This window comes from Streptomyces sp. NPDC002838, from assembly GCF_040295365.1.
In the GTDB taxonomy this organism is placed as follows: domain Bacteria; phylum Actinomycetota; class Actinomycetes; order Streptomycetales; family Streptomycetaceae; genus Streptomyces.
This window is the reverse complement of record NZ_JBEOVF010000067.1, coordinates 22,426-45,331: the sequence shown is the minus strand read 5'-3', so window position 1 is coordinate 45,331 and position 22,906 is coordinate 22,426. Positions and strand designations below refer to the sequence as shown.

At 71.5% G+C, this 22,906-nt stretch carries 17 protein-coding genes and 1 pseudogene; 11 read left to right on the top strand and 7 right to left on the bottom strand.

Annotated elements, in window-relative coordinates; all coding sequences use genetic code 11:
• Positions 1 to 115 precede the first annotated feature (115 nt).
• Positions 116 to 988 carry a formyltetrahydrofolate deformylase gene (gene purU, locus ABT063_RS45335; RefSeq protein WP_351066956.1) on the bottom strand — a complete coding sequence of 291 codons (873 nt, stop codon included), beginning with the start codon at positions 986 to 988 and terminating at the stop codon, positions 116 to 118.
• A 371-nt stretch (positions 989 to 1,359) separates the two neighbouring features.
• A complete protein-coding gene (locus tag ABT063_RS45330) occupies positions 1,360 to 1,512 on the bottom strand; it encodes a hypothetical protein (RefSeq protein ID WP_351066954.1) in 153 nt (50 codons plus the stop codon).
• Between the two features lie 71 nt (positions 1,513 to 1,583).
• Here ABT063_RS45330 and ABT063_RS45325 point away from each other — a divergent pair, with 71 nt between their 5' ends.
• Positions 1,584 to 1,829 carry a fumarylacetoacetate hydrolase family protein gene (locus ABT063_RS45325; protein ID WP_502991015.1) on the top strand — a complete coding sequence of 82 codons (246 nt, stop codon included), beginning with the start codon at positions 1,584 to 1,586 and terminating at the stop codon, positions 1,827 to 1,829.
• Between the two features lie 102 nt (positions 1,830 to 1,931).
• On the opposite strand, the gene ABT063_RS45320 is transcribed toward ABT063_RS45325, so the two are convergent.
• Together ABT063_RS45320 and ABT063_RS45315 are read right to left on the bottom strand one after the other, a co-directional pair.
• On the bottom strand, positions 1,932 to 3,680 hold the full coding sequence (locus tag ABT063_RS45320; RefSeq protein ID WP_351066953.1) for an ABC transporter permease subunit: 1,749 nt from the start codon (positions 3,678 to 3,680) through the stop codon (positions 1,932 to 1,934).
• A gap of 6 nt (positions 3,681 to 3,686) precedes the next feature.
• Positions 3,687 to 5,210 carry an ABC transporter substrate-binding protein gene (locus ABT063_RS45315; protein ID WP_351066952.1) on the bottom strand — a complete coding sequence of 508 codons (1,524 nt, stop codon included), beginning with the start codon at positions 5,208 to 5,210 and terminating at the stop codon, positions 3,687 to 3,689.
• 230 nt (positions 5,211 to 5,440) lie between these two features.
• Here ABT063_RS45315 and ABT063_RS45310 point away from each other — a divergent pair, with 230 nt between their 5' ends.
• The 4 genes from ABT063_RS45310 (at position 5,441) to ABT063_RS45295 (ending at position 10,477) form a co-directional block, all read left to right on the top strand.
• Positions 5,441 to 6,289, top strand: a complete 849-nt coding sequence (locus ABT063_RS45310) for an oxygenase MpaB family protein (protein WP_351066950.1) — start codon at positions 5,441 to 5,443, stop codon at positions 6,287 to 6,289.
• A gap of 62 nt (positions 6,290 to 6,351) precedes the next feature.
• Positions 6,352 to 8,589 (top strand): serine/threonine-protein kinase, encoded by a 2,238-nt coding sequence (locus ABT063_RS45305; RefSeq protein ID WP_351066949.1) that lies wholly within the window; start codon positions 6,352 to 6,354, stop codon positions 8,587 to 8,589.
• 54 nt (positions 8,590 to 8,643) lie between these two features.
• Positions 8,644 to 10,212, top strand: coding sequence for a phytoene desaturase family protein (locus tag ABT063_RS45300; RefSeq protein WP_351066947.1), 1,569 nt, complete (start codon positions 8,644 to 8,646; stop codon positions 10,210 to 10,212).
• 73 nt (positions 10,213 to 10,285) lie between these two features.
• The gene (locus ABT063_RS45295; protein ID WP_351066946.1) at positions 10,286 to 10,477 is read left to right on the top strand and encodes a DUF2795 domain-containing protein; all 192 of its coding nucleotides are present in this window, start codon (positions 10,286 to 10,288) and stop codon (positions 10,475 to 10,477) included.
• 30 nt (positions 10,478 to 10,507) lie between these two features.
• On the opposite strand, the gene ABT063_RS45290 is transcribed toward ABT063_RS45295, so the two are convergent.
• Entirely contained in the window at positions 10,508 to 12,301 is a 1,794-nt protein-coding gene (locus ABT063_RS45290) for a serine hydrolase domain-containing protein (protein WP_351066944.1), read from the bottom strand.
• 175 nt (positions 12,302 to 12,476) lie between these two features.
• Between ABT063_RS45290 and ABT063_RS45285 the strand changes: the two genes are divergently transcribed.
• The 4 genes from ABT063_RS45285 to ABT063_RS45270 all read left to right on the top strand — a co-directional run bounded on the left by ABT063_RS45285 (position 12,477) and on the right by ABT063_RS45270 (position 17,788).
• Entirely contained in the window at positions 12,477 to 13,586 is a 1,110-nt protein-coding gene (locus ABT063_RS45285; protein ID WP_351066942.1) for a nitronate monooxygenase, read from the top strand.
• Positions 13,583 to 15,136 carry an acyl-CoA synthetase gene (locus tag ABT063_RS45280; RefSeq protein ID WP_351066941.1) on the top strand — a complete coding sequence of 518 codons (1,554 nt, stop codon included), beginning with the start codon at positions 13,583 to 13,585 and terminating at the stop codon, positions 15,134 to 15,136. Before ABT063_RS45285 ends, ABT063_RS45280 begins: the two co-directional genes overlap by 4 nt.
• Positions 15,137 to 15,312: 176 nt before the next feature.
• Positions 15,313 to 16,179, top strand: a complete 867-nt coding sequence (gene sigJ / locus ABT063_RS45275; RefSeq protein WP_351066940.1) for an RNA polymerase sigma factor SigJ — start codon at positions 15,313 to 15,315, stop codon at positions 16,177 to 16,179.
• 112 nt (positions 16,180 to 16,291) lie between these two features.
• Positions 16,292 to 17,788, top strand: a complete 1,497-nt coding sequence (locus ABT063_RS45270) for an acyl-CoA synthetase (protein ID WP_351066939.1) — start codon at positions 16,292 to 16,294, stop codon at positions 17,786 to 17,788.
• A gap of 3 nt (positions 17,789 to 17,791) precedes the next feature.
• Here ABT063_RS45270 and paaK read toward each other — a convergent pair whose 3' ends face one another.
• On the bottom strand, positions 17,792 to 19,087 hold the full coding sequence (paaK, locus tag ABT063_RS45265) for a phenylacetate--CoA ligase PaaK (protein ID WP_351066937.1): 1,296 nt from the start codon (positions 19,085 to 19,087) through the stop codon (positions 17,792 to 17,794).
• A 154-nt stretch (positions 19,088 to 19,241) separates the two neighbouring features.
• Here paaK and ABT063_RS45260 point away from each other — a divergent pair.
• Positions 19,242 to 20,091, top strand: a pseudogene (locus ABT063_RS45260) (alpha/beta fold hydrolase).
• 202 nt (positions 20,092 to 20,293) lie between these two features.
• Here ABT063_RS45260 and ABT063_RS45255 read toward each other — a convergent pair.
• On the bottom strand, positions 20,294 to 21,913 hold the full coding sequence (locus ABT063_RS45255) for an acyl-CoA synthetase (protein ID WP_351066935.1): 1,620 nt from the start codon (positions 21,911 to 21,913) through the stop codon (positions 20,294 to 20,296).
• Positions 21,914 to 22,090: 177 nt separating this feature from the next.
• On the opposite strand from ABT063_RS45255, the gene ABT063_RS45250 reads away from it, so the two are divergent.
• Positions 22,091 to 22,891 carry a crotonase/enoyl-CoA hydratase family protein gene (locus tag ABT063_RS45250; RefSeq protein WP_351066934.1) on the top strand — a complete coding sequence of 267 codons (801 nt, stop codon included), beginning with the start codon at positions 22,091 to 22,093 and terminating at the stop codon, positions 22,889 to 22,891.
• Positions 22,892 to 22,906 lie beyond the last annotated feature (15 nt).

Sequence of the window (22,906 nt, the reverse complement as noted above, 5' to 3'; positions counted from 1 at the left end):
GACCGCGGCGGCGACCTCCGGGTCGAGCTCGTGCAGGGACGTGTTCAGAACGGACATCAGGTACGACTCCTCAGCCGGCCGAAAAGGCGGTGTACAGGGACGCGGAACGGGTGCGTCAGCGGAAGACCACGGTGTGGTGGCCGTTGAGCAGGATGCGGCTCTCGGTGTGCCACTGCACGGCGCGCGCGAGGACCCGGGCCTCGACGTCCCGGCCCATGGTGACCAGCTCGTCGGGGTCGTGGGAGTGGGTCACGCGGAGGACGTCCTGCTCGATGATGGGCCCCTCGTCCAGGTCGGGGGTGACGTAGTGGGCGGTGGCCCCGACCAGCTTGACTCCCCGCTGGTGGGCCTGGAGGTAGGGGCGGGCCCCCTTGAAGCTGGGGAGGAAGGAGTGGTGGATGTTGATGGCCCGGCCCTCGAGTCGCTTGCACAGGTCGTCCGAGAGGATCTGCATATAGCGGGCGAGGACCACGAGGTCGATCTCGAACCGCTCCATCAACTCCAGCAGTTGCGCTTCCGCCTCCGCCTTGGTCTGCGGTGTGACGGGGATGTGGTGGAAGGGGATGCCGTGGCTCTGCGCGAGCGGCTCGAAGTCCCGGTGGTTGGAGACGATCGCCGGGACCTCGATGTTGAGGGCGCCGGTGCTCTTGCGGAACAGCAGGTCGTTGAGGCAGTGGCCGTACTTGGAGACCATGATCAGGGCGCGGGTGGGGGCGGCCGCGTCGTGCAGCCGCCAGTCGATCCGGTAGGCCTCGGCCAGCGGGGCGAAACCGGCGCGCAGGCGCTCGAGTGACGTCTCCGGGTCGGAGACGTCGAAGTGCACACGCATGAAGAAGCGGCCCTGCAAGCGGTCGTCGAACTGCTGGCTCTCCAGGATGTTCCCGGAGTGCTCGACCAGGAAGCCGCTGACGGCGTGGACCAGTCCGGCCTGGTCGGGACAGGAGAGGGTGAGGACGAACTCGCGGCCGGGGTGGGGGCGAGGGGGCATGGCATCCTCCAGCGGTGCGCAATGAGCAACAAGGCGAGCGATACGCAACATGGTCCAAGGGGGAGTGGGTCCGGTCAAGGGTGTGTCTTGACAGAAGTCGGCCACGCGGGCTCGGGTGGCGGGCCGGGTTCGGGCGGGCGGATCCGCGATGGCGGACGCGAGACCATGTGCGGGAGCGCTGGCGACGCTGGGTCGGAGGAACGGCTGGCCGGGTATGCGGGACACCGTGATCCCGCGGGGCTGTAGACCGGCAGAACGGGGCCCGGGAAGCGGACGCGGTCCGGGACGACCTGCGCGACTACGTCGCCGTACGCCTCGGTCCAGACGGTTTGCTGATCATCGATGACACCGGCTGCGCATGCGGACGGGCGCTACCCGAGGAGCGGGATCACCGCCTTCACGGCGATCGTGAGCGGCGTGTCCTGTCCGAGCAGAGCGGATCCGACTCCGCCCGTGATGTACGTGAGGGCCGTCATCGCGGTCCGCGGACGCGGGTAATTCTCGGTGAGCTCACTGTCCGGCACGTCCGCGACTTCGCCGCCCTCATGCACGAGCGGCGAGGCGACGGACTTCCGGGCTCGACCGTCAGGCCCGCATCCCGCGCCTGGTCAACGGCCTTCTGGCCGACACCGGTGACCTCGTCTTCGATCCGGCCACGCTGGTCGCGTACCTGTCCGAGATCGTCACGCTGGTGCCCGGCGACGTGATCGCCACCGGTACTCCGGGCGGGGTCGGGCCATGCCCGCAAGCCCGCCCGCTATCTGCGGGACGGTTCGGTCCTCGTCACCCGGATCGAGGGGATCGCCGAGTGCCGCACACCTGCCGCCGGGAGACGCGGTGAGCGCCCGGCCGGACGCGATGCTGGAGTGGGCGGCAAGGGCACGGCCGCCTTCGAGGCCGCCGTGCACCGGGTGACCGACTCAGGACCACCAGGCTCTCGCCCTTAGCGCCGCTGTCCCAGCACGCTGCCCGAGACGGCCAGCACGGACAGCAGAACCAGCGCACCGGCCGGCCCCAGCACGGTCCACGGCGCCAGCTCGACGTACGGCTGGTTCTCCGACAGCAGCCGCCCCCACTCCGGCGTGGGCGGCTGCTCGCCCAGTCCCAGGAAGCCCAGCGAGGCCAGCACCAGGACGGTGGTGGGCAGCCGCAGCAGGGCGTTGCGCAGGAGGGCCGGTCCGACCGCGGGCAGCAGATGGCGGCGCAGCAGGTGCAGGCGTCCGGCGCCCATCGTGACCGCCGCGGCGATGTGACCGCTCGCGCGTTCCTGTTCGACCAGCGCGCCGGTCTGGGCGGCGTACGGCGTCCAACCGACCACGCACACCGCGCACGCCGCCCCCCACACCGACGGACCGGTCACGCCCGCGATGAGCAGTCCCGCGAGCACGGCCGGCAGGGTCGTCACCACCTCTGTGAGACCGGCGCTCGCCCGGGGCACCATGCCGAGCAGCAGCCCGGTCACGGCGCTGACCGCCGTCACCGCGAGGGCCACGCCCGCCGTGCGGAGCGCCCCGTGCCCCAGCCGGGCCAGCAGATCGCGGCCCAGTGAGTCCGTGCCCAGGGGGTGCGCGGCGGAGGGTGGCAGCAGTCGTGCCGCCGTGTCCACCTCCAAGGGGTCGCGCAGCAGTCCGGCCACGACGAGGGCGAGCAGGGCGAGCGCACAGCCTCCGGCGACCCACCGCAGCGAGCGCGGTGGGGTGAGGCGGGGCCGGTGCAGGGTGGGCAGGGCACCGTCGCGCAGCGGCTTGCCGATGAGGGTGTGGCGCAGCGCCCGTACGGCGACACCGGCGGCCACACCGAGCAGCACCAGGGCCAGCGTCGCGGTCTGCAGTACCGGCAGGTCCTGGGCGATCGCGGCCTCCAGGGCGAGCCGGCCGAGCCCCGGAATGTTGAAGATCTTCTCCACCGCGACCGCGCCGCCGACGAGCGCCACGACGGTCGGCAGGAACTGGGGCAGGACGCCCGGCAGCGTGCGCCGCAACGCGTTCCGGGCGAGGTGACTCGGTGGCAGCCCGGAGGCGTACGCCGTTCGCGCCCACGGTTCGTGGAAGGCGGCCGGCAGCGACTGGTCGAGCAGCCCGCCGATCATCGCCCCGGACGGGATGCCGAGGGCGAGCGAGGGCAGCACCATCCACTGCGGCCCCTCCCAGCCGCTGGACGGGAACCAGCCCCACCACACCCCGCACACCGTCGCCAGCAGCGAGGCCAGCAGGAACTTCGGCAGCGCGGCCAGGACAGCGGCCCCCGTGCCCGTACGGTCCTGGCGCAGGCGTCGCCGGGAGCCGAGGACGATCGTACGGGCGCAGACCAGCGCGGCCACCACGAGCGTGACCACCAGCGCGCCCAGCATCAGCGTGAGCGAGACGGAGAGCCCGGTGGCGATCTGGGGCAGCACCTGCTCACCGGACACCCAGGAGACGCCCGCGTCGCCACGCGGCAGACCGCCGATCCAGTGCAGGAGGTGGGCGAAGGGTCCTTGATCCAGGTCCAGCTGTTCGCGTACGGCGGCCAGTTGCTCCGGAGTCGGATCCTGGTCGGCGGAACGGGCCCGCAGCACCGTCAGCGCGGGGTCGGTCCCGGACAGCCAGGGCAGCACGGCCACCGCGGTCAGCAGGCCGGCCCCGGCGGCGACGCGACCGAGCGCCGCCCGCCACAGGACAGGACGGGCGGCGCTGCCGTAAGTGGCGCTCATCCGGGGTTACTTCAGCTGCGTGTCGATGTCGACGAGGGAGCGCTCGCGCGGGTCGAGGAGCACGCCCTCCACGTCGGTGGCGATGCCCTGCACGACCTGCTCGTGGACCAGCGGCACCACGGCGTCGGTGCGCAGGATCTCCGCCTCGGCTTCCATGATCTTCTTCCGGCGCTGCTCCGTGTCGCCCTCCCCGGCCGCCGCCTTGACGGCCTTGTCCACGGCCGCGTCCTTCAGACCCGCGATGTTGTAGACGCCGTCGCTCATGTAGTCGCTGGCCAGGTACGCGACCGCGTCCCCGGTGTCGAGGAGCGTCACCCGGGAGAAGACGAGCGCGTCGTACTTGCCGGCGAGGAGGTCGGACTCCATCTGCGTGTACTCGCGCACGTCCTGCTTCACCGTGAACCCGGCCTTCTCCAGCTGCTGCTGGAGCACGCTGGCGGCCTCAGGAAGCTCGGCGCGGTTGGTGTAGGTGGCCAGCCGCAGGGTCTTGCCCTTCGTCTTGGACTTCACCTGAGCGGCGGTCGCGGCCTCGGCGCGGCCGGTCACCTCGACGCGGTCCTCGGCGGCCCAGGGAACAGCGGGCCCGAACAGGCCCTGCGCGGGATCGGCATACCCGCCGAAGACGGAGTCGACGAGCGCGGAGCCGTCCACGGCCGCACGGGCGGCGGCGCGCAGCGCGGCGTCGGCGAAGAGGCCGCCGCCGGTGTTGAGGACCAGGCTGTCGGTGCGCACGGACGGCACCTCGTGCCGGGTGTCCGCCTCGAGCAGCTTCGCCTGCGCGGTCGGGATCCACTCGGCGATGTCGACGTCGCCGCCGCGCAGGGCGTTGGCGCGGGCAGTACCGTCCGCGATCCAGGTGACGTCGATGCCGGAGGCCTTCGCCTTGCCGCCCCAGTAGCCGTCGTAGCGGCTGAGGGCGGCCTTGGTCTTGCCGTTCAGCCTGGTGATCTGGAAGGCGCCGGTGCCGGTGCCGACCGGGCTGACGGCGCCGTCCTTGCCGTAGGCCTTCGCGGAGAGGACGGCGAGGGCGGGGCTGGCCAGGCGCAGCGGCAGCACGGGGTCGGCCGTCTTGGTGGTGAGGGTGACGGTGTCGGCGTCGTCGGCCTTCGCGGTCAGCGTGACGTCGCTGAGGACACGCGGCTTGGTCTCGGCGGCGTTGGCATGGTCCAGCGCGTTGACCACCGATTCGGCGGTGACCTCGGTGCCGTCCTGGAACTTCGCCTCGCGCAGCTCGAAGGTCCAGGTGGTGGGGTTCTGCTGCTTCCAGGACTTCGCCAACGCCGGTACGGCGGTGCCGTCCTTGCTGAGCCCGGTCAGGCCCTCGGCGACGGACAGCTTGCTGAGCACGGTGGCGTCGTTGCTGTACGGGGACAGGGCCTGCACCGGCGGCACGGCCAGCGCGACCCGCAGCCGTCCGCCCGTCCCGTTGTCGGAGCCCGCGCCGCCGCCGCTGTCGCTCTGGGCGAAGCAGCCGGCCAGCAAGGGGGTGAGGGCGAGCGCCGCTATGAGACCGCGGGAGGTGGTGCGCATGTCTGTCCTGTCGTACGGAAGAGCGGGTACACCAACGGCCCGCCGTCCAACGGCGGGAAGAGGGCGGCGCCAGCATATAAGGGAAGCCTTACCAAAATTTCAGCAGGGTCGCTGAAATCTCAATCACTGGACAGGGGAGGCGAGAGTGGGAGGGGCGGGGACAGGGGGTGTCGAACTACCGTGCGGTCGTGACATCGTGTCCGCACGGACGCAGGCGGAGGTGGACCGCGATGAGCGAGGCCGACCCGGGGCTGTTCGGACCGGACTCGGTGACCTGGCAGATGCACGGTGACCCGATGATGTGGGTCGCGGGCGTCCGCGCGCTCTATCTCCAGGCACTGCACCCGCGCGCGGTGCGCGGCGTCATGCAGAACTCCGACTTCCGCAACGACGCCTGGGGCCGGCTGATGCGCACGGCCAACTTCGTCGGCACCACGACCTACGGCACCACCGAGGCCGCCGAGAAGGCCGGCGCCCGCGTCCGCAAGATCCACAGCATGCTGTCGGCGACCGACCCCGACACCGGCGAGCGCTACGGCGTCGACGAACCCGCACTGCTGCTGTGGGTGCACTGTGCCGAGATCGACTCGTATCTGCAGGTGGCGCGCCGCTCCGGCTTGCCGCTCACCGACGCCCAGGCCGACCGCTACATAGGTGAACACCGCGTCAGCGCCCGCCTGGTGGGCCTCGACCCTGACGCCGTACCGGCGAACCAGGAGGAGATGAACGCCTACTTCGAGAAGGTGCGGCCGGAACTCGCCGCCGGAGAAGAGGCACGCGCGGTGGACGACTTCCTGCTCCGCCCTCCGACGCACCCCCTCCTCATCCCGGCGCGCGAAGTGCTGTGGCGGCGTGTGGCACACCTGGCGTACGCCGCCCTGCCGCCATACGCCCACGAGCTGTACGGCAGACCGGCCCCCGAACCCACCACCGTCACCCGCCAGTTGCGCGCCACGGGCACCCTGCTGCGCTGCGTTCCCGCACGTCTGCGCTGGCAGCTCCCGCCCAAACACATTCTCCGCGCCATGGCCCGCCTCGGCCCGGGCTCCCGCCCGGCACCGTACAAACTCGGACCATAGCTCGCCATACTGGACCAGCCAGGGGAGGGCGGGGCGGTAACCGACGGGGGCGGTCGCAGGAGATGGGGGACAGCAGGCTGATCCAGGGCCGGTACCGGCTGCTCGATCTGATCGGGCGCGGCGGCATGGGCGAGGTGTGGCGGGCGCGCGACGAGTCGCTGGGCCGGCAGGTCGCCGTGAAGTGCCTCAAGCCGCTCGGTACGCACCACGACCAGTCCTTCACCCGCGTCCTGAGGGAACGCTTCCGGCGCGAGGCCCGCGTGGCCGCCGCTCTCCAGCACCGCGGCGTGACCGTCGTCCACGACTTCGGCGAGTCCGACGGCGTCCTCTACCTCGTCATGGAACTCCTCGAGGGCCGTAACCTCAGCCAGCTCCTGGAGGACAACAAGCAGCACCCGCTGCCCGTCCCCGACGTCGTCGACATCGCCGACCAGGTCGCCGCCGCCCTGGCGTACACGCACCGCCAGGGCATCGTGCACCGCGACCTGAAACCCGCGAACATCGTCCGCCTCACCGACGGCACGGTGAAGATCTGCGACTTCGGCATAGCCCGCCTCGGCCACGACATCGGCTTCACCTCCCGGCTGACCGGCACCGGCATCGCCATGGGCACCCCGCACTACATGTCGCCGGAGCAGATCAGCGGCACCGAGGTCGACCAGCGCAGCGACCTGTACTCGCTGGGCTGCGTGCTGTACGAGATCGCCACCGGGGCACCGCCCTTCGACCTCGACGACGCCTGGGCCATCCTCATCGGCCACCGCGACACGCCTCCCCGCCCGCCGCGCAGCCACCGCGCCGACCTGCCCGAGTACCTGGAGCAGGTCATCCTCGACCTGCTGGCCAAGCGTCCCGAGGAACGCCCGCCCGACGCCCGCGAGCTGGGCCGCCGGATCGGCGAGGGCCGGGTGACGCCGACGTACGTGCCGACCGTGGTGACCCCGCAGCCGGAACTCCGCCCGCCCGAGTCGGCGCCGTCCCGGGAGGCCCGCCTGCCGTCCTGGACCCGCGGCATGACCACCGGCCACAAGGCCACCGGCGCCGGCCTCGGCACCACAGCCCCGGACGCCGGAGCCGGACTCACCGGCGAGTGGATCCCGCGGCCGGTGACCGGCCGACCCGAAGAACCCGTGCCGGACACGCCGCCCACCCCTTCCCCGGAGGCGGTCACCGCACTCGCCGGACGGCACAACGCCGGCCTCAGCCTTGGGCGGCTGGGCCGCTGGGCGGAAGCCGGCGAGGTGCACCGCGCGGTCGCCGCCGAACGCGAGCACCTCCTCGGCCCCGACCACCCCGACACCCTCGCCAGCCGCTACGAGGTCGCCTTCACCCTCAGCCGCACGGGCCGCGCCGCAGACGCCCTGCGCGAGTACAAGCACGTCGCCCGCGCCCGGAGCCTCGCGCTCGGCCCCGACCACCCCGACACCCTCGCCGCCCGCCAGGAAATGGCCTACGTACTGGGCCAGTTGGGCCGCCATTTCGACGCGCACCAGGTGTACAACTCGGTGCTCACGGCCCGCCGGCGCACCATGGGCGCCGATCATCCCGACACCCTGCGCTGCCGCCACAACCTCGCCTTCAACCTCAGCAGACTCGGCCGCCTGGAGGACTCCTACCGCATGGCCTGCGACGTGGCGGCCGCCCGCGCCCGGGTACTCGGCCCGCACCACCCCGACACCCTGGTCACCCGCTACGAAGTCGCCTACGCCCTGGGCCAGTTGGGCCGCTGGCAGGAGGCATTGCAGACCTACCGCGAGGTCGCCGAGGCCCGCGCCCAGGCCCTCGGCCCCGACCACGCCGACACCCTCGCCGCCCGCTACGAGGTCGGCATCAGCCTCGGCCGCCTCGGCCGCAGCACGGAGGCGCTCCAGCTGTACCGCGACCTGATCGACGACCGCACCCGCGTCCACGGCCCCACCCACCCGGAGACCCTGCGCGCCCGCCACGGCCTCGGCGTCAACCTCGGCCGCCTCGGCCGCTGGGAGGAGGCCCTCGCCGAGTCCCGCGACGTGTGCGCGATCCGCGAGCGCGTCCTCGGCCCCGACCACCCGGACACCCTGGTCAGCCGCCGCGAGGTCGCCGTCGGTCTCGGCTGGCTCGGCCGCTGGACGGACGCGCTCACCGAGTACCGCCAGGTGGCCGCCGCCCGCGAGCGCGTCCTCGGCGCCGCCCACCCCGACACCCTCGCCAGCCGCAACGACGAGGCCCACTGCCTGGAACAGCTCGGGCGGGGCGCGGAGGCGGTGGAGCTGTACCGGAGGGTGGCGGTGCTGCGGCAGCAGCGGACGGGCGGCCCCTGACCTCGACGCGGCGCATCTCTGGCCGATGTGGATCACCCCGTGTTACGAAGAACCATGCCTGCACACGAGGGACACCGGACGTACGACGCCGTCGTGATCGGCGGCGGCCACAACGGCCTGGTCGCCGCCGCCTACCTGGCCCGGGCCGGACGCTCCGTGCTGGTGCTGGAGCGACTGGACCGCACCGGGGGCGCCGCCGTCTCCACCCGGCCCTTCGCCGGCGTGGACGCGCGGCTGTCGCGCTACTCCTACCTGGTCAGCCTGCTGCCGAAGAAGATCGTGCGGGACCTCGGCCTGGACTTCCGCGTCCGCACCCGCACCGTCTCGTCGTACACCCCCGTGGTACGCGACGGCCGGCCGGCCGGACTCCTGGTCGGCGGCGGCGAGCGGCGTACCCGGGAGGCCTTCGCGCGGCTGACCGGCGGCGGGCGCGAGTACGAGGCCTGGCAGCGCTTCTACGGCATGACCGGCCGCGTCGCCCAGCGGGTCTTCCCGACCCTCACCGAGCCGCTGCCCACACGCGACGAACTGCGCGGCCGCGTCGGCGACGAGGAGGCCTGGCGGACCCTCTTCGAGGAACCGATCGGGGCGGCGATCGAGGACCGCTTCGCCGACGACCTGGTACGGGGCGTGGTCCTCACCGACGCCCTCATCGGGACGTTCGCCGGCGCGCACGACCCCGCTCTGCGGCAGAACCGGTGCTTCCTGTACCACGTCATCGGCGGCGGCACGGGCGCCTGGGACGTGCCCGTCGGCGGCATGGGCGCCCTCACGGACGCCCTGGCCTCGGCGGCCCGCGCGGCGGGCGCCGTCCTCGCCACGGGGCACGAGGCCGTACGGATCGACACGGACGGCCGTACCACCGAGATCACGTACCGGACCGCTGACGGAGACGGCGTCGTCGCCGCCCGGCACGTCCTGGTGGGTGCCTCCCCGCAGGAACTGGCCGCCCTCACCGGCGACGAACCGCCGGCCCCCGCCGAGGGCGCCCAGCTGAAGGTGAACATGCTGCTCAAGCGCCTGCCGAGGCTGCGTGACGACTCCGTCGACCCCCGTGAGGCCTTCTCCGGCACCTTCCACATCGCCGAGGGCTACGAGCAGCTGGCCACCGCCCACGCCCAGGCCACGTCCGGTGAGCTGCCCACCGCCCCGCCCTCCGAGATCTACTGCCACTCGCTGACCGATCCGACGATCCTCGGCCCGGACCTCGTCGAACAGGGGTACCAGACGCTGACGCTGTTCGGCCTGCACACGCCCGCCCGGCTCTTCGCACGGGACAACGACGGCGTACGCGAGGAACTGCTGAAGTCGACGCTCGCCCAGCTCGACGCCCACCTCGCCGAGCCGCTCGCCGACTGCCTGGCGACCGACGCCGACGGGCGCCCGTGCATCGAGGCGAAGACGCCGCTGGACCTGGAGCGGGACCTGCGTCTGCCCGGCGGCAACATCTTCCACCGGGATCTGTCCTGGCCGTACGCCCAGGAGGACACGGGCCGCTGGGGCGTCGAGACCCGGCACCCGAACGTGCTGCTGTGCGGGGCGGGCGCGGTGCGCGGGGGAGGGGTGAGCGGGGTGCCGGGGCACAACGCGGCCATGGCGGTGCTGGAGGCGTCCGACGGCTGAACGGCTGCATGCGTCGGCGCGTGAGGGGTACCGCGACATAACGGAGATTCCGTACATCCAGAGGGAGGCTGCCATGGCGGACCTCAGCCCCATCGATCTGCAGAAGGCCCTCAGCGGCATGGACTACCCCACGGACAAGAAGCACCTGGTGGAACGTGCCCGCAAGAACAAGGCCGACGACAAGATCGTCAGCCGCCTCGACGGCCTGAAGGAGGACCGCTTCGACGGCCCGAACGAGGTGCAGAAGGCCGTCTTCAACGAGTAGCGGACCGGGCCCGTCCAGTGCGGGGCCCAACTAGTCGGCCGACGGCGTCCACCCCCTCCCCTCGATCCGCACCGCGTCCGCCGGGCGCGACTCGTCGAACAGGACGCCGTGGGCCGTGGCGACGCGCAACCTGTCGACGTACGCCCCGCGGCCGACGTACACCCGGTCGGTCGCGTACCGCCAGCGCAGCGTGAGTCCGCGGGCGGCCGGGAGGTCCGCCGTCAGCCGGTGCCAGACGCGGCCCGAGAAACCGGTGACCGAGCCCGCCGGGTGCTGGCGCGGCTCCTCGCCCCGGCGCGTGGTGGTGAACGGGACGGGCTGCCAAGTGGCGCCCGCGTCGGCCGAGGCCTCCAGGGCGAGCGTGTCCGACCGGGGCTCGGTGTCCCACCACAGCGCGCAGCGCAGCCGCGCGTCGCCGGACGACGTGTCCAGCGCGGGCAGCGTGAGCGTGGCGGTCGTGGCGCTCGCCATCCCGGAGAACCAGGCGGTACGTCCGTGCGCCGGGCGGACCGGTACGGCGCGCGCCAGGTGGTCGGCCGCGGCGACCCGGGGAGCCGAGCCCGAGCGCCAACTGCGCACGGGGTGGACCGAGTTGCCGAGCACGACGAGGAAGGAGTCGGTCGTCGGGTCCAGTACCAGCGAGGTGCCGGTGAAGCCGGTGTGCCCGGCCGTGCGCGGTGTGGCCATCGCGCCCATGTACCAGTGCTGGTAGAGCTCGAAGCCGAGACCGTGCTCGTCGCCGGGGAGGGCCGTGTTGAAGTCGGTGAACATCAGCTCCACCGACTCGGGTCGGAGGATGCGGGCCCGGCCGTGGACGCCGCCGTTGAGCAGCGTCCGGCCGAGTACCGCCAGGTCCCAGGCGCTCGAGAACACACCGGCGTGACCCGCGACCCCGCCGAGACTGAAGGCGTTCTCGTCGTGCACCTCGCCCCATACCAGCCCCCGGTCGAGACCGGACCAGGGCTTGCGCGCGTCCTCGGTGGCGGCGATCTTCGGCCTCCAGGAGGCGGGCGGGTTGTAGCGGGTGCGGCGCAGGCCGAGCGGAGCGGTGACCTCCTCGTGGAGGAGGGTGTCCAGGGTGCGGCCCGTGATCTTCTCCAGCACCAGCTGGAGCGAGATGAGGTTCAGGTCCGAGTAGAGGTAGGTGGAACCCGGCCGGTCGAGGGGTGCCTCCTCCCAGATGAGCTGCAGCTTCTCCTCGTACGTCGGCGCCTCGTACAGCGGGATCCACGCCCGGAACCCCGAGGTGTGGGTGAGGAGCTGACGGACGGTGATGTCCTGCTTGCCCGCGCCGCCGAAGTCCGGGAGATACGCGGCGACCTTTCCCTCCAGTTCCAGCGCACCCCGCTCGATCTGCTGCACGGCGAGGATCGACGTGAACAGCTTCGACACCGAGGCGAGGTCGAAGACGGTGTCCTCGGCCATGGGGATCTGCTGCTCGGCGGGGAACTCGACACCGGTGTCGGTCTTCTCGTCGTACGCCCGGTAGCGCACGGCCATGCCGATCGGCTGGTGCAGGGCCACGGTGCCGCCCCGCCCGGCGAGCAGGACGGCGCCCGCGTACCAGGGATGCCTGGGGGAGGGGGCGAGGAAAGCCTGTGCGTCGGTGACGAGTTGACGCAGGTGGGCCGGGAGCAGTCCGGCGCGTTCGGGGGAGCCGGGGCGCAGGGTGGGGTGCGCGGACGCCGGGCCGGCGGCCGCCGGCCCCGCCGGGAAGGGGGCGATGGCGAGGGCGCCGCCCAAAGCCAAGGTCCTGCGGCCCAGTTGGCGGCGTGTCAGCGCACGCCGCTTGTCCGTCTCTCTGCCCGCCGCGTCTTCCGTCATGGGTGAACCTCCCGCTGCCTGAAAGTATCTTTCCGGGATCACCTTGCGGTGTGAAACTTTCGTGTCGGGTGTGCGGCCTGTCAATGGAGCGTGCGGCTGACGTATCAACGACAGAATCTGACGGAGCATCAGAAAACCTCTTCCGTCGTCAGGAGGACTGCGGCATCCTGCGCCCATGCAGACGGAGCTGAGCAAGAAACTGGGACTCGAGCACGCCGTCTTCGGCTTCACGCCGTTCCCCGCCGTCGCCGCGGCCATCAGCCGGGCCGGCGGCTTCGGAGTGCTCGGCGCGGTCCGCTACACGGCCCCCGACGACCTCAAACGCGACCTCGACTGGATCGAGGCACACGTGGACGGACGGCCGTACGGCCTGGACGTCGTCATGCCCGCGAAGAAGGTCGAGGGCGTCAGTGAGGCCGACGTCGAGGCGATGATCCCCGAAGGGCACCGGCAGTTCGTCAAGGACACCCTCGCCAAGCACGGCGTGCCCGAACTCGCCGAGGGCGAGGCGTCCGGCTGGCGCATCACCGGATGGATGGAGCAGGTCGCCCGCACCCAACTCGACGTCGCCTTCGACTATCCGATCAAGCTGCTGGCCAACGCCCTCGGCTCCCCGCCCGCCGATGTGATCGCCCGCGCGCACGACCGCGGCGTCCTCGTCGCCGCGCTCGCGGGCAGCGCCCGGCACGCGCGCAAGCACAAGGAAGCCGGCATCGACATCGTCGTCGCCCAGGGGTACGAGGCCGGCGGTCACACCGGTGAGATCGCCTCCATGGTGCTCACCCCCGAGGTCGTCGACGCCGTCGGTCCGCTGCCCGTGCTGGCGGCCGGGGGGATCGGGAGCGGCCAGCAGGTGGCGGCAGCGCTGGCGCTCGGCGCCCAAGGGGTGTGGCTGGGCTCCATATGGCTGACCACCACAGAGGCCGACATGCACTCGCCCGCCCTGACCCGCAAACTGCTCGCCGCCGGCTCCGGCGACACCGTCCGCTCCCGTGCCCTGACCGGAAAACCCGCACGCCAGCTGCGCACCGAGTGGACCGACGCCTGGGACGACCCGGCGGGACCCGGCACCCTCCCGATGCCCCTGCAGGGCCTGCTCGTCGCCGAGGCCGTCTCGCGCATCCAGAAGTACGAGGTCGAGCCCCTGCTGGGCACGCCCGTCGGCCAGATCGTCGGCAGGATGACCAGCGAACGCAGCGTCCAGGCGGTCTTCGACGACCTCACCCGCGGCTTCGAGCGGGCCGTCGACCGCATCAACCGCATCGCCGGAAGGAGCGGCCAGTGACGAGCACACCTCCCGCGGGCTTCTGGGCCCAGGCCACCGCCGACCCCGACCGTACGGTCCTCGTCGCGCCGGACGGCGAGCAGTGGACCGCCGGCCGCCTGCACGCCGCCGCCAACCGGCTCGTGCACGGACTGCGCGCCGCCGGCCTCGAACGCGGTGACGCCTTCGCGGTCGTCCTGCCCAACGGACCCGAGTTCTTCACCGCGTACCTCGCCGCCACTCAGGCAGGGTTCTACCTCGTCCCCGTCAACCACCACCTCGTCGGCCCCGAGATCGCCTGGATCGTCGCCGACTCCGGCGCCAAGGTGCTCCTCGCCCACGAGCGCTTCGCCGGCCCCGCACGTCACGCCGCCGACGAGGCCGGCCTCCCGGCCGGCCACCGGTACGCGGTCGGCACGGTCGAGGGCTTCCGGCCGTACGCCGAACTCCTCGACGGGCAACCGGAGTCGGCGCCCGCCGACCGCACCCTCGGCTGGGTCATGAACTACACCTCGGGCACCACCGGCCGCCCGCGCGGCATCCGGCGCCCGCTGCCCGGCAAACCACCCGAGGAGGCCTACCTCGGCGGCTTCCTCGGTATCTTCGGCATCCGCCCCTTCGGCGACAACGTGCACCTCGTCTGCTCGCCGCTCTACCACACCGCCGTACTCCAGTTCGCGGGAGCGTCCCTGCACATCGGCCACCGCCTGGTCCTGATGGACAAGTGGACACCTCAGGAGATGCTCCGCCTCATCGACGCCCACCGGTGCACGCACACCCATATGGTCCCGACCCAGTTCCATCGTCTGCTGGCGCTCCCGGAGGAGGTCCGGGCCCGCTACGACGTCTCCTCCATGCGGCACGCCATCCACGGAGCCGCACCCTGCCCCGACCACGTGAAGCGGGCCATGATCGACTGGTGGGGCAACTGTGTGGAGGAGTACTACGCGGCCAGCGAGGGCGGCGGAGCCTTCGCGACCGCCGAGGACTGGCTGAAGAAGCCCGGCACCGTCGGCAAGGCCTGGCCCATCAGCGAACTCGCCATCTTCGACGACGACGGCAACCGGCTCCCGCCCGGCGAACTCGGCACCGTCTACCTGAAGATGAACACCGGCGGCTTCGCTTACCACAAGGACGAGGCCAAGACGAAGAAGAACCGCATCGGCGACTTCTTCACCGTCGGCGACCTCGGACTGCTAGACGAGGACGGCTATCTCTTCCTCCGCGACCGCAAGATCGACATGATCATCTCGGGCGGCGTCAACATCTATCCGGCGGAGATCGAGTCCGTCCTGCTCGCCCACCCCGCCGTCGCGGACGCCGCCGCCTTCGGCATCCCGCACGACGACTGGGGCGAGGAGGTCAAGGCCGTCGTCGAACCGGCCCCCGGCCACGAACCCGGCCCTGCCCTCAGCGCCGCGATCCTCGACCACTGCGCCGAACGACTCGCCGGCTACAAGCGGCCCAAGAGCGTCGACTTCATCGCCGAGATGCCCCGCGACCCCAACGGCAAGCTGTACAAGCGACGGCTGCGGGACCCGTACTGGGAGGGCCGGACTCGCCCGGTATGACGGGAGACATTCTCGATGTCCGTCAAGGGGGTCGCATGCCCGACGCCCGTGGCCCAGGAAGGTGCCCGCCGCGCTGACGCCGATTGGCGCGAGGGGTGCGCGACGGAGTTCACTGGTGCACGACCGCACACTGACAGTGAGCACCGCCCACCGAACGACTGGGAAGGACACGGGAATTGGAAACCCCGGCATCGGCGACCGAGCAGTTCGAGTCCCTCCGGCCCCTGCTGCTCGGGCTCGCCTACCGGCTGCTCGGCAACATGAGAGAAGCCGAGGGCGTCGTCCAGGACGCCCATCCGCGGTGGCAGGGTGCCGATCGCACCGGGGTCCGTGAACCCCGGGTCTTCCTCATCACCGTCGTCACCGGGCTCGCACTCGACCGGCTGCGAACGGCACGGGCGGCCCGCGAGGCGTACATCGGGCCCTGGCTGCCCGATCCCGTGGCCACCGACGTGCTCGGCCCGCTGGACAGGGCCGGGCTGCGGGACACCGTCGGCTACTGCGCCGTCCACCTGATGGAGCGTCTGTCACCCCCGGAACGCGCGGTCGTCGTGCTGCGGGAAGCCTTCGAGCTGTCGTACGGCGAGATCGCCCGCATCCTCGACACCACCGAGACGAACTGCCATCAGATGCACATCCGCTCCGGGCGTCGGCTCGCCGCCGGGCGTAACCGGTTCACTCTTTCGGAGGAAGACCACGCCAAACTGCTGAGCCGGTTCCTGGAGACGGCGCAGAGCGGCGATCTGGCCGGCCTGACCGAGCTCCTGGCCGAGGACGTCGTCGCCTGGAACGACGGCGGCGGCAAGGTCAGGGCCGCCCAGTGGCCGGTCGAGGGCCGAGACCACGTCGTGGCGTTCATCGCCGGCCAGGTCGCCGGCCACCCGTTGGGCGCGCCGCGCCGCGTGGACGTCAACGGCCGGCCCGCTGCCGCCCTCGCGATCGACGGCATCGACCAGGTCGTCACGATCGACGTGCGCGACGGCCGGATCGACGGCATCTACGCGGTGCTCAACCCGGACAAGCTCGGCCACATCCCGACCTGACGACGACTGTGGTCCCGCCACGGGTGACAGGACCACATGATCAGCGGTCGCGCACGCGGACGATCTTCAAGGTGCTTGACCTCCCTCTGCGCCCCACCGAGGATCATGTGTCATGACGCCTGGACACGGCAGCACGGTTGACGGGGTACTGCGACGCAGCGCCCGGCGCACCCCGGCGCGCGTCGCGGTGGAATACGCCGACCGCTCCTGGACGTACGAGGAACTCGACGATGCCGTCTCCCGCGCGGCCACCCTCCTGCTCGACCAGGGCCTCAGCTCCGGCGACCGCGTCGGCGCCTACGGCCACAACTCCGACGCCTACCTGATCGGCTTCCTCGCCTGCGCCCGCGCCGGCCTGGTGCACGTGCCGGTCAACCAGAACCTGACCGGCGACGACCTCGCCTACATCGTGGGCCAGTCCGGCAGCTCCCTGGTCCTCGCCGACCCGGACCTGGCCGGACGACTCCCCGACGGCATCCGTACGTTGCCCCTGCGCGACGCCGACGGCTCACTGCTGGCACGGCTGCCCGAAGCGCCCCCGTACGACGGCCCGGAGCCGCGGAGCGAGGACCTGGTCCAGCTGCTGTACACCTCCGGTACGACTGCCCTGCCGAAGGGCGCGATGATGACGCACCGCGCCCTGGTCCACGAATACCTGAGCGCGATCACCGCCCTCGACCTCAGCGCGGGCGACCGGCCGGTGCACTCACTGCCGCTGTACCACTCGGCGCAGATGCACGTGTTCCTGCTGCCGTACCTCGCCGTCGGGGCGACCAACGTCATCCTCGACGCGCCGGACGGCGACCGGCTCTTCGACCTGATCGGAACCGGCCGCGCGGACAGTCTGTTCGCCCCGCCCACGGTGTGGATCGGCCTGTCCAACCGCCCCGACTTCGCGACCCGCGACCTGAGCGGACTGCGCAAGGCGTATTACGGCGCGTCGATCATGCCGGTGCCCGTCCTGGAGCGCCTGCGGGAACGCCTCCCGAAGCTCGCCTTCTACAACTGCTTCGGCCAGAGCGAGATCGGCCCGCTGGCCACCGTCCTGGCCCCCGACGAGCACAAGGGGCGGATGGACTCCTGCGGCCGTCCCGTCCTCTTCGTGGACGCCCGCGTGGTCGACGAGGACGGAAAGGACGTGCCCGACGGCACACCCGGTGAAATCGTCTACCGCTCCCCGCAGTTGTGCGAGGGCTACTGGGACAAGCCCGAGGAGACGGCCGAGGCCTTCCGTGACGGCTGGTTCCACTCCGGGGACCTCGCGGTGCGCGACGCCCATGGCTACTTCACCATCGTCGACCGGGTGAAGGACGTCATCAACTCCGGTGGTGTCCTGGTCGCTTCACGGCAGGTCGAGGACGCGCTGTACACCCACGAGGCCGTCGCCGAGGTGGCCGTGATCGGCCTGCCCGACGAGCGGTGGATCGAGGCCGTCACGGCGGTCGTCGTCCCGCGCGGCGAGGTCACGGAAGGGGCCCTGGTCGCCCACGCCCGCGAGAAGCTCGCCCACTTCAAGGCGCCCAAGCGGGTGGTGTTCGTGGACGGGCTGCCGCGCAACGCGAGCGGGAAGATTCTCAAGCGGGAGCTCAGGGACCGCTTCGGTGGTTGATGTCTAGCGGGGACGCAGATCCACGATCCGCCGGATCTTGCCGACGGACCGTTCCAGCGACTCCGGTTCGACGATCTCGACGGCGACCGACACGCCGATGCCGTCCTTCACGGCCGCCGCGATGGCCCGCGCGGCGGCGTCCCGGGCCTCGGGTGTGGCATCGGGCCGGGCCTCCGCCCGCACGGTGAGCGCGTCGAGGCGGCCCTCGCGGGTGAGACGCAGCTGGAAATGGGGCGCGACGCCCGGTGTGCACAGCACGATCTCCTCGATCTGGGTGGGGAAGAGGTTCACTCCGCGCAGGATCACCATGTCGTCGCTGCGGCCGGTCACCTTCTCCATCCGGCGGAAGACACGGGCCGTGCCCGGCAGCAACCTCGTCAGGTCGCGCGTCCGGTAGCGGATGACGGGCATGGCCTGCTTGGTGAGCGAAGTGAAGACGAGCTCGCCCCGCTCGCCGTCCGGCAGTACCTCACCGGTGATCGGGTCGACGACCTCGGGGAAGAAGTGGTCTTCCCACACATGGAGCCCGTCTTTCGTCTCCACGCACTCCTGCGCGACCCCCGGACCGATCACCTCCGACAGCCCGTATATGTCGACCGCGTCGATCGCGAACCGCTCCTCGATCTCCTGCCGCATCCGCTCGGTCCAGGGCTCGGCGCCGAAGATCCCCACGCGCAGCGAGGTGCCGCGCGGGTCGACGCCCTGGCGTTCGAACTCGTCGAGGATCGTCAGCATGTACGAGGGCGTCACCATGATGACCTCGGGCCTGAGGTCCTGGATCAGCTGAACCTGGCGGACGGTCATACCGCCGGACGCGGGGATGACCGTACAGCCGAGTCGTTCGGCCCCGTAGTGGGCGCCCAGTCCACCCGTGAACAGCCCGTAGCCGTACGCCACATGTACTTTCTCGCCGGGCCGTGCGCCCGCCGCACGGAGGGAGCGGGCCACCATGTCGGCCCACAGGGACAGGTCGTCGTCGGTGTAGCCGACGACCGTGGGGCGTCCGGTGGTGCCGCTCGACGCGTGGATGCGGCGGATACGGTCCTGGGGCACGGCGAACATCCCGTACGGATAGTTCTCGCGCAGGTCCGCCTTGGTCGTGAACGGGAAACGGGCCAGGTCGGCCAGGGCCCGGCAGTCGTCCGGACGGACACCCGCCTTGTCGAAGGACTCGCGGTAGAAGGGCACGTTGTCGTACGCATGCCGCAGCGAGGCCCGCAGCCGCTCCAACTGCAACGCCCGCAGCGCCGCGCCGTCGAGCTGTTCGCCCGGGTCCAGCAGGTCCGTCGCATCCGCCATGGCGCCTCTCCTTCACCAACCGCACCGATCCGGGCGACCGATCATTCGGTCGAGTCGCTCGGGATCAGTAATCCAGTACCGGCTCTCTCAGGCAAGAGGGCGGGCCGGGAGAACCCCGTTGCGCAGGCGGACGTCGATCGCCAGGATCGGCGCCATGCCGGCCTTCACCCGTCCGACGGGACCGAACTCGCCTATCACCTGTGGGGCGAGGGCTCGCCGCTCGTCGTGCTGCCCGGAGGGCCGATGCGGGCCTCGGCCTGTCTCGGGAAGCTGGGCGGGCTGACCGCGTACCGGCGGCTCGTGCTGCTCGATCTGCGCGGGACCGGTGACTCCGCGGTGCCGGCTGATCCGGCGACGTACCGCTGTGACCGGCTCGTCGACGACGTAGAGGTGTTGCGGGCCCATATGGGGTGGGAGCACATGGACGTGCTCGGGCACTCGGCGGGCGGCAGTCTCGCGATGCTGTACGCGGCTCGGTACCCGGAGCGGGTGGGGCGGCTGGTGCTGGTCACCGCCACTCCCTGGGCGCTGGGCATGCCGGCGACGGCCGAGGACCGGCTGGCGGCGGCCCGGCTGCGGAAGGTGAGCCGTGGTTCGAGGGAGCGTTTTCGGCGTTCGCGGCCTGGCTGGCAGGGACGGGCCCCTTCGACCCGGCGTTCACACCCTTCTTCTACGGGCGATGGGACGAGGCGGCCCGGGAGCACGACGCGCGCGCAGACGAGGAGTACAACGACGAGGCCGCCGGTGTGTACGGCTCCGAGGGTGCCTACGACCCGCCCGCGACCCGGGCCGGCCTCGCCCGGCTGGGCGCGCCCGTCCTGGTCATCGCCGGGGAACTCGACGGAGGTCCGCGACCTGAACTGGCGTGACGCGCGGCCGAAGCGTTCCCGCACGCCGAGTTCGCCGTCCAGCCGGGCGCCGGCCACTAGCCGTGGCTGGACGACCCGGACTGGTTCGTACGCCGCCTCACCGCGTTCCTCGACGGCCCTCACCCGGGCCGGTAGCTCAGAGCCTGTGTCACATCCCCGGCCGGGCGCGCGGCGTCTGGCACGCACGCTCGCTGCGTTGCCGAAACGCCCACGTGGCTCCTCCCCCACGCTCGAACAACCTCGCGCGGGGGCACCCCCATCGAGGGCGCTCCGGCGCCTTGCGATCGCACGCACCAGACGCCGCGCGCTGATCCGACCGGAGATGTGACACAGGCTCTCACCGGTCCGCGGCCACCGCCACCTCCCGGGCCCAGCGGTAGTCGGCCTTGCCGCTCGGCGAGCGCCGGATGGTCTCCGTGACCACCAGCTGGCGCGGGATCTTGTACCCCGCGAGCCGGGCACGGCAGTGCGTCTGGATGTCCTCGAGGGACGGTCGCCCCGCGCCCTCGCGCAACTGCACGACGGCCGCCACATGGTGGCCCCACTTCGCGTCCGGCACGCCGGCCACCAGCGCGTCGTACACGTCCGGATGGGACTTCAGCGCCTGCTCGACCTCCTCCGGATACACCTTCTCGCCACCGGTGTTGATGCACTGCGAACCCCGGCCGAGGACGGTGACAACGCCCTCCTCGTCGACGGTGGCCATGTCGCCGAGCAGCACCCACCGCTCGCCGTCCCTCTCGAAGAAGGTCTCGGCGGTCTTCGCCGGGTCGTTGTAGTAGCCGAGCGGCACGTGGCCGCACTGCGCGACACGGCCCACCTCGCCCACGGCGACCGGCTCATGGGTGGCGGGATCGACCACCTGCGTACGGGAGTTGACGCGGACGCGGAAGCCCCGCTCGGGGCCCGAGTCCTCCGTCGCCGTGCCGTTGAAGCCGGACTCCGAGGAGCCGAAGTTGTTGAGCAGCATGACGTTCGGGACGAGCGCCTGGAACTGCCGGCGCACCGTATCCGACATGATCGCCCCCGACGAGGACACGCTGAACATCGACGACATGTCGGTGCCCTTCATCGGGCCTTCGAGCGCGTCGATCAGTGGGCGCAGCATCGCGTCGCCCACCAGGGACATGCTGGTCACCTTCTCCTTCTCGATGGTCCGCAGCACCTCCTCGGGCACGAACTTGCGGTGCAGCACGACGCGTTGGCCGAAGTTGAAGCCGATGAAGGCCGTCAGTGTGGACGTGCCGTGCATCAGCGGGGGAGCGGGGAGGAAGGTGATGCCCGCGCCGCCGGCCGCGACCCGCTCGCCGAGTTCCTCCGGCTTCATGACCGGCTCCCCGGTCGGCGCGCCGCCGCCGAGCCCGGAGAAGAACAGGTCCTCCTGACGCCACATCACACCCTTGGGCATCCCCGTGGTGCCGCCGGTGTAGATGATGAACTGGTCGTCTCCCGAGCGCGGCGCGAACCCGCGCTCCGGGGAGCCCGCGGCCTCCGCGTCCGTGAAGGCCACGGCCGGCACCTCGGCCGCCCCCGCCGCCGGCACCCCGACCCGCACCAGGTGCCGTAACCCGTCCGCCCGCGGCAGTGCCGCCGCCACCCGATCGGTGAACTCCGCGTCGAAGACCAGGGCCGCCAGATCGGCGTCCCGGTAGAGGTACACCAACTCGTCTTCCACATAGCGGTAGTTGACGTTGACCGGCACGATCCGCGCCTTCAGGCATCCCAGCACGGTCTGCAGGTACTCGACGCCGTTGTAGAGATGGAGCCCGAGGTGCTCGCCGGGACGTATCCCGCGGTCGACCAGATGATGGCCGATGCGGTTGGCGGCGGCGTCCAGCTCCGCGTACGTCAGCCGTCGCTCGGCGCCCGTGCCGGGGATGTCGAGGTACACGAGCGCCTCGCGGTCCGGCACCACGTCGACGACCGACTCGAACAGGTCCGCAAGGTTGTACTCCACCGCTCCTCCTGACCCCGGGGCGTGCCTGGCATCCGTCGGTTCGCGGTCATCAGAGCAAAGGGGGGCACAACTGTGAAGGGTCCGCGTCGAAGAAATCTGACTCTCTGTCAGAAAACCCTTGAAGTGCTCAGGCGCCTCCTGCAACCTGTTCTCGTTCTTTCAGAGGGGAGATGGGCGATGGGTGGCACCGAACACCTCACCGTGCGGCGCGAGGGCGCCACACTGGTGCTCACGCTCAACCGGCCGGAGACGAAGAACGCGCTCTCGCTGTCGATGCTCGTCGGCCTCCACGACGGCTGGGTTCAGGCCGACGAGGACGACGAGGTGCGCTCGATCGTGCTGACCGGCGCGGGTGGCGCGTTCTGCGCCGGCATGGACCTCAAGGCCCTCGCCGGGAACGGCATGGAGGGCGAGCACCACCGTAGCCGCCTCAAGGCCGACCCGGACCTGCACTGGAAGGCGATGCTGCGCCACCACCGCCCCCGCAAACCGGTGATCGCCGCCGTCGAGGGGTACTGCGTCGCGGGCGGCACGGAGATCCTCCAGGGCACCGACATCCGGGTCGCGGGCGAGTCCGCGACCTTCGGTCTGTTCGAGGTCAAGCGCGGTCTCTTCCCGATCGGCGGCTCCACGGTCCGCCTCCAGCGGCAGATCCCGCGCACCCACGCCCTGGAGATGCTGCTCACCGGCCGCCCCTACAGCGCCCGCGAGGCCGCGGACATCGGCCTGATCGGCCATGTCGTCCCCGACGGCACCGCACTCGACCAGGCGCTGGAGATCGCCGGACAGATCAACGCCTGCGGCCCGCTGGCCGTCGAGGCCGTCAAGGCCTCGGTGTACGAGACCGCCGAGATGACCGAGGCCGACGGACTCGCCGCCGAACTGAAACGGGGCTGGCCGATCTTCGACACCGCCGACGCCAAGGAGGGCGCCCGTGCCTTCGCGGAGAAGCGACCGCCCGAGTACAAGCGCGCCTGACCCTGCCGCAGAAGG

Coding starts and splice junctions, on each gene's coding strand:
- purU (WP_351066956.1), bottom strand. CDS start 988: ATGCCCCCTCGCCCCCACCCCGGCCGCGAGTTCGTCCTCACCCTCTCC.
- ABT063_RS45320 (WP_351066953.1), bottom strand. CDS start 3,680: ATGAGCGCCACTTACGGCAGCGCCGCCCGTCCTGTCCTGTGGCGGGCG.
- ABT063_RS45315 (WP_351066952.1), bottom strand. CDS start 5,210: ATGCGCACCACCTCCCGCGGTCTCATAGCGGCGCTCGCCCTCACCCCC.
- ABT063_RS45310 (WP_351066950.1), top strand. CDS start 5,441: ATGAGCGAGGCCGACCCGGGGCTGTTCGGACCGGACTCGGTGACCTGG.
- ABT063_RS45305 (WP_351066949.1), top strand. CDS start 6,352: ATGGGGGACAGCAGGCTGATCCAGGGCCGGTACCGGCTGCTCGATCTG.
- ABT063_RS45300 (WP_351066947.1), top strand. CDS start 8,644: ATGCCTGCACACGAGGGACACCGGACGTACGACGCCGTCGTGATCGGC.
- ABT063_RS45295 (WP_351066946.1), top strand. CDS start 10,286: ATGGCGGACCTCAGCCCCATCGATCTGCAGAAGGCCCTCAGCGGCATG.
- ABT063_RS45290 (WP_351066944.1), bottom strand. CDS start 12,301: ATGACGGAAGACGCGGCGGGCAGAGAGACGGACAAGCGGCGTGCGCTG.
- ABT063_RS45285 (WP_351066942.1), top strand. CDS start 12,477: ATGCAGACGGAGCTGAGCAAGAAACTGGGACTCGAGCACGCCGTCTTC.
- ABT063_RS45270 (WP_351066939.1), top strand. CDS start 16,292: ATGACGCCTGGACACGGCAGCACGGTTGACGGGGTACTGCGACGCAGC.
- paaK (WP_351066937.1), bottom strand. CDS start 19,087: ATGGCGGATGCGACGGACCTGCTGGACCCGGGCGAACAGCTCGACGGC.
- ABT063_RS45250 (WP_351066934.1), top strand. CDS start 22,091: ATGGGTGGCACCGAACACCTCACCGTGCGGCGCGAGGGCGCCACACTG.